The sequence below is a fragment of the Chelativorans sp. ZYF759 genome (genome assembly GCF_012911015.1).
In the GTDB taxonomy this organism is placed as follows: Bacteria; Pseudomonadota; Alphaproteobacteria; order Rhizobiales; family Rhizobiaceae; genus ZYF759.
Genome location: NZ_WVVV01000031.1, coordinates 1 through 5263 on the forward strand (window position 1 = coordinate 1; position 5263 = coordinate 5263).

Annotated in this window: 7 protein-coding genes and 1 pseudogene; 4 read left to right on the forward strand and 4 right to left on the reverse strand. The window is 56.1% G+C overall.

Annotation, left to right across the window (positions count from 1 at the left end):
- Nucleotides 1-147 (forward strand): annotated as a pseudogene (locus tag GRZ55_RS22760) (polysaccharide biosynthesis protein); the annotation flags it as partial.
- Nucleotides 148-344: 197 nt separating this feature from the next.
- Here GRZ55_RS22760 and GRZ55_RS22765 read toward each other — a convergent pair.
- Entirely contained in the window at nucleotides 345-794 is a 450-nt protein-coding gene (locus GRZ55_RS22765) for a hypothetical protein (protein ID WP_169289230.1), read from the reverse strand.
- 62 nt (nucleotides 795-856) lie between these two features.
- Nucleotides 857-1174 carry a hypothetical protein gene (locus tag GRZ55_RS22770; protein WP_169289231.1) on the reverse strand — a complete coding sequence of 106 codons (318 nt, stop codon included), beginning with the start codon at nucleotides 1172-1174 and terminating at the stop codon, nucleotides 857-859.
- Between the two features lie 421 nt (nucleotides 1175-1595).
- On the opposite strand from GRZ55_RS22770, the gene GRZ55_RS22775 reads away from it, so the two are divergent.
- Complete coding sequence (locus GRZ55_RS22775; protein WP_169289232.1) at nucleotides 1596-1853, forward strand: hypothetical protein; 258 nt, start codon at nucleotides 1596-1598, stop codon at nucleotides 1851-1853.
- A 447-nt stretch (nucleotides 1854-2300) separates the two neighbouring features.
- Here GRZ55_RS22775 and GRZ55_RS22780 read toward each other — a convergent pair whose 3' ends face one another.
- On the reverse strand, nucleotides 2301-3350 hold the full coding sequence (locus GRZ55_RS22780) for a GGDEF domain-containing protein (RefSeq protein ID WP_169289233.1): 1050 nt from the start codon (nucleotides 3348-3350) through the stop codon (nucleotides 2301-2303).
- 790 nt (nucleotides 3351-4140) lie between these two features.
- On the opposite strand from GRZ55_RS22780, the gene GRZ55_RS22785 reads away from it, so the two are divergent.
- Complete coding sequence (locus GRZ55_RS22785; RefSeq protein ID WP_169289234.1) at nucleotides 4141-4311, forward strand: hypothetical protein; 171 nt, start codon at nucleotides 4141-4143, stop codon at nucleotides 4309-4311.
- A gap of 47 nt (nucleotides 4312-4358) precedes the next feature.
- Nucleotides 4359-4676 (forward strand): transcriptional regulator, encoded by a 318-nt coding sequence (locus tag GRZ55_RS22790; protein ID WP_210257500.1) that lies wholly within the window; start codon nucleotides 4359-4361, stop codon nucleotides 4674-4676.
- Here GRZ55_RS22790 and GRZ55_RS22795 read toward each other — a convergent pair.
- The coding region (locus tag GRZ55_RS22795) for a flagellin (RefSeq protein ID WP_169289235.1) at nucleotides 4669-5263 on the reverse strand (595 nt) is incomplete at its 5' end. The two genes, GRZ55_RS22790 and GRZ55_RS22795, sit on opposite strands and share 8 nt — an antisense overlap.

Below are 5263 nucleotides of genomic sequence, written 5' to 3' on the forward strand. Positions count from 1 at the left end.
TCCTTGGCCAATGAGGTCAGCAGCTTCATCATGATCTCGACCGACAAGGTGGTGAATCCGACCAATGTGATGGGTGCCTCCAAGCGCGCGGCCGAAAGCTACTGCCAGGCGCTCGACGTCCTTTCGACGAAGACCCGGTTCAAAACCGCCCTCTGTGTCCGGCTCCCGTACTGAAAGAGAACCAGAATGCCGCCTGGCGTTACTTTCAGCCGAATTCGCGGCCCACCCATGCCGCTGGCCCCTCGGACGCCCATCCCGCTGTCGTCGTAATCGTCCGCCGCCGTTGTCGGGGTCCGCCCGCATTTGCCGCGCCGTTTACCATTCCAGATTTGCCCCCAGAACCCTTATTCGCCTTCGGCGAAATGAGCCAGTTCGTACAGCATTTCGTTAACGATGACGTAGCGGCTATCGATCGGGTAGCTGAACAGTTCGTCCGCGTCGGCCCTTATTTGTAGCGAACCTGGTCCAAGCATCAGGGTTATCAGCCTGCCATTGCAGTGTATTTCGGTAACCAGACTTTCCCCGATACCCTCCTCGCCCAGGTCAAAGTCTCTACAAGGCGAAATCTCGTGCACGGCCACGGTATCAGCATCAATGTCGACAAATTCGAAGCGCACTGATGACGTGCCTGCGCTATCTAGCGAGAAGCTCTGGTAGACGGCAACTTCAGTGTAAGAGCGAGGTCCGCATTCCACGATGCTTTGGCCCCGATTCGTGACGAGCTCCTCAAAAGTTCTAGCTTCTCTTTCGATGCAGCTGGACAAAGCGGATGCAAACAGCAGCGTCTCGATCATTTGGTCCTCCATCGGAATGAGAGAGAGAGAGAGGGGGACGGAACGCCCCCCTCCGACTGCACTTAGCGGCTACGTGCCGGGCAAGGTGCCGAGCGCATGGTGTAGTGCTCTTCTTCAACGATCCGCGTTGTCGTCTTGTAGAGCGCTGGGTTACGCTGATGACGAACCAGGTTGCCGTCGGTCACGTTGCCGACCCAGGCCGTCGACTCCCCGCGAACGAGTTGCCCACGGGTATTTTCCTGCACAGTACGGGGGATGTACTCCACCGCGTAACAGTTATCCCGATTTGGGGTAACCGTGTAGGTCTTGGTCGCTGCGAAAGTCTGGGCTGGCATCGCCATAGCGAATACCAAGCCAATCAACGCAAGTTTGCCTTTCATGATAGACTCCTTTTTACGTCAAACAATGAGGCAATATCGAAACCTAAACTCCCCTGCCCCACAATCTGACGATAACGACCATTTTTTGTAAATAACAGACGGCAGATATACTGCCTTTAATATATCGTTAATAACGTTTTTTTTGTTTAATTTTAATTAACTTTTATCAAATAGAACCGATCATCAAATCAATGGATTAGTATCAACTCCTTGAGCGTAAATAGGATCAAAAACCGCTTGTCTTTGCCTGTGATAAATCTGCTCCGCTCAAAAATCAGAGCTGATTTTAAACTGCCTTCAACAGAGAGAGCCCATAATTTTCGCCTTTCCATTCTCAACAACTGAGATCCGTGATGATTGGGACAATGAATTGCGCTCAACCCATCAGTCTTTGCCGGAAGCCAAGCAGGGACGCTGCCTCATGCCGATCAGATACTGGCTAACCTTGTTGATTGTTGCGCCGCAGATGGTCCTCTTGGGGTGTCAATCTGTTCCCAAGGAGACTAGCGAATGCTACCGGCTGACCTATGCAACTGGACGGGTGCATGAGGTATGCCGGCAGGGCAACAGCTATTCTGTTCGTGACATTGAGGGGCAGCGCCGTCCCAACGCGGAAAGCGCCCTCAAGCGCTCCCTGGACACCGTGCGCAACATCGAAGACGGCCTTCCCATCGACTGAAGAATTTGCTGTAGGTCGTGGCAAGCTGAGCAGTCCGTCCGAAGTCCACCGTGGCTTTTCGAAAGCTGTCCGGATTGCTGTTGACGGGATGGCGCGCTACGGCGTGTATCGCCCCATCCGCCTCAAAAGATCCGTCGTAATTCTCGGACACGATCAAGGTAGCCGCAGGATCGCTGTCATTTGTGCTGAGCCGCCGGAAATCGTTCCAAACACGCTCGTTCAAAGTCAGTGGGCGCCGGTGCAGATCTTGGATCCTGTGCGCCGCGAAGAGCGTGTTCGTAATGGCCGTCAGTTCACGGCCAGATGGATACCCATAGCGCTTTGAAGGCCCACGAGCGGAAGTTGGGAGGCGCGCCGAAATTGCCCCCGGCTATCCTGATGAACACGCCGCCCCCCCCACTTCCGCTTGTGGTCGACGTCGGGACTCCACGCTCGACGACGCCGGTCTTACCCTTCCTGATAGAGAATCCAGTTCTTTCGCTGGGGAGCCTTATCGGGCAGAGGGTAAGTGGACACCCGGTTCCGGCCTTGTGTCTTTGAGGCATAGAGCGCGCTGTCGGCTTTCGCATAGAGATCGTCTGAATGGGATGCATCCACCGCCTTGCAGATGCCGGCCGAGATGGTGATAGCCAATCCCGGAACCGGTTCACCGAAGGAATGTTGTTCGATTGCCTTGCGAATGCCTTCGACGAACTTTTCCGTGGAGGCATCGCTGCCGCCTTCGACGATGAGGGCGAATTCCTCACCGCCCACCCGGAACACAGAGACATGCGGCCCACATTTTGACTTCATGATACGCGCCACCACCTGCAGGACCTTGTCCCCCACCAAGTGACCGTGGCGATCATTGACGTCCTTGAAACGATCAATATCCAGGATGACGAGAGAACTCATCAGCCGCAGCCGGTCTTCCTTATATATCCTGCCCAGCGATCGGCTGAAGGCCCTGGTATTCCATAATTGCGTGAGGTGATCGGTCTCAGCGAGGTTCTTGTAGATCTCGAGTTCCCGCCTGACTTCTCTGAGTTCGTCTGATCGAGCCGTCACGATTTGCCTACTCTCCTGACTTTGCCTCACCGTGGCGCTGGTAGCTTTAGCGAGGATAGAAGCAATCTTAACCAGGGCCTCCTGCCCCACCTCCTTCCCATCGATGCCAGCGGTGGTGGAATCGAGGAGCTGCAGGTAGCGCTCCAGCGAACCTTGCTCGCGCGATAGCAGCTCCATTATTTCACAGAGAGCCTGCTCTATGCGCGCATGAGCAGCCTCCATCTCATTGCCAAGTTGGGCGTCGGTCCCATACAGGCGGTTGAGCTCGTCCAACTTTTCCTGGGTGGGTTTGGTGTCCAGCATCTCAAGATGAAAACGCAGCTTCTCGTTGTCGCCGGCATAGGCCTCATAGAAAAGCGCGAAGTTTCGAGGGCGCCCGTCGACACCAGCCTTCGCCATCTGGTGGCCGATGCGGCTAACCACATCCTCTTGCTGAAACGGATCTTCCATATGCCTTCTGAGACTAATGGGACAACAGTCGAAGGACCCATAATAGACCTGGAGTAGTGAAGATTTCCCTGTTTCTCCGAGTACAGGGCCCCTAGGCACCTTTTTATCTGCACACATACGCCACGACGCGACTTAAGCGCGCGGCCATCCGCTTTAGTGTGAGGAGGAAGAAGGTGTGGAATCTGCCAACTGAAGCTCGTTATCAGAAGCTACTTCGAATAGACTGTCGTCAGCCGGATCAAACCAAAGCCCAAGCAAATTCGGCCGCAGAAGACCACCACGCGCTTTCCACCCGTTCTGTGAAATCGATCGAACCATTTTCGTCGGGTAGAAACGGCACGCCCACGAGCCGGACCTCGCGGCCATACGACATGACCGTTTCGTGCGGAACAACAGAGGTTGCGTTACCGCCGCCGCAGTAGCCCGGTCAGACCGAAACTCCTGGGTGAACAGCTCCTCTGGCAACAGAGTGAAGCCGCCATTTACAGGCAACGCTAGACCCAGAAGCATAGGAACACAGAGAAATCGTCGGAATGATGTGTGCAGCACTGAACCCAAGCCTCGTTGTCGCGCTTGTCAACGGGTCGGAGAGAAGCGGTTCCGGTGACTTTGCCCGTGTGACTCGCTCGCAGACCGCCATTATCTCTCTGGCAAAGCCGCGCCCTGGGGCCTAAGCAAAGACATGCGGAAGAAATTGGCGATAATCCGAGGGCCTCAGATACGGGCTGCGCGTGCGCTGCTGGGGCTGACTTCCCAGGGGCTCGCTGAACTTGCAGGGGTGTCACGCGACATGATCAAGCGCGCCGAAAGAGACACCCCGGTTCCGCATCTGCAGATGTCGGGGCTGGCCACTATCAAGAAGGCGCTCGAGAAAGAGGGAGTGGTCTTTCTTCCCGACGATGACGTCAACTTCTGCGCAGTTGCCCTACGAAAGGGAACGAAAGCCCCCAAATCAGACTGAGGCAAGCTTCCTTTGGCACAGTGGTCGATTAAAGACAGGAGGCAAAGATGGAAGCGCGACTTTCGGTGCGCCAAGTCAAGGCAGCCAGGGCATTGCTCTGTTGGAACCAGAGCGAGCTGGCAGAGGCTTGCGGGGTTTCGGCGCCGACCGTAAAATATCTCGAACAGGCTGGCGGAATATTGGGAGGGAGACCTACGACCGCCCACGCTATACGAGCAGCACTTGAAGAGGCCGGAATCATCTTCCTGTTTGAAGATGAGGCTGGAGAGGGCGTGCGCCTTAAGGCCGGCATCTATCCCAACGAAATAACCCGCCGCCACAGAGGGCGACGGGTTACCCACTCCGACAATGCAGAGATTACCTGAACAGCGACAGGATGTTCTGTGCGTTTGAGTTGGCGATCGACAGCGACTGGATGCCGAGCTGCTGCTGGACCTGCAGGGCCGACAGACGCGCCGATTCTTCCTGCATGTCGGCATCGACGAGCTGGCCGATACCGCGGTCGATGGCGTCGCTCAGCTTGGAGACGAAGTCCATCTGCATGTCGACACGGCTCTTGGTGGCGCCGATGGTCGAAGCAGCGTCCGCCATTCCCTTCAGTGCCGTCTCGATGGTCGTAATGTGCGCTTCGATTGCTGCATCGTTCTCGGTGCCGGCCAACGTAATTGCCATAACGCCAGTCAAGATGCCGCCAGTCGTGCCGGTCTGGTCGAGGATCTGCGTTTCAGTCAGATCAAGCGTGACCTTGTTGACCGTGACGGTGCCATCAGACGCACGATCGTAGGATGAGACGATGTTGAGCGAGGTCTCCGACTGGTCGTTGGCGATCAGGTTCGAGCCGGCATAGTTGGCGGCGAGGCCGATGCTGGTCAGCTGGCCCTGCAGTTCCTTCAGCTCGGTCTGGATCTTGAGCTTGTCGTCTTCCGAAGCGCCGACGGCGGAAACCATCTTC

Excerpts from the sequence above, each read along its gene's own strand:
- GRZ55_RS22765 (WP_169289230.1), bottom strand. The coding sequence starts at position 794 with ATGATCGAGACGCTGCTGTTTGCATCCGCTTTGTCCAGCTGCATCGAA.
- GRZ55_RS22770 (WP_169289231.1), bottom strand. The coding sequence starts at position 1,174 with ATGAAAGGCAAACTTGCGTTGATTGGCTTGGTATTCGCTATGGCGATG.
- GRZ55_RS22775 (WP_169289232.1), top strand. The coding sequence starts at position 1,596 with ATGCCGATCAGATACTGGCTAACCTTGTTGATTGTTGCGCCGCAGATG.
- GRZ55_RS22780 (WP_169289233.1), bottom strand. The coding sequence starts at position 3,350 with ATGGAAGATCCGTTTCAGCAAGAGGATGTGGTTAGCCGCATCGGCCAC.
- GRZ55_RS22785 (WP_169289234.1), top strand. The coding sequence starts at position 4,141 with ATGATCAAGCGCGCCGAAAGAGACACCCCGGTTCCGCATCTGCAGATG.
- GRZ55_RS22790 (WP_210257500.1), top strand. The coding sequence starts at position 4,359 with ATGGAAGCGCGACTTTCGGTGCGCCAAGTCAAGGCAGCCAGGGCATTG.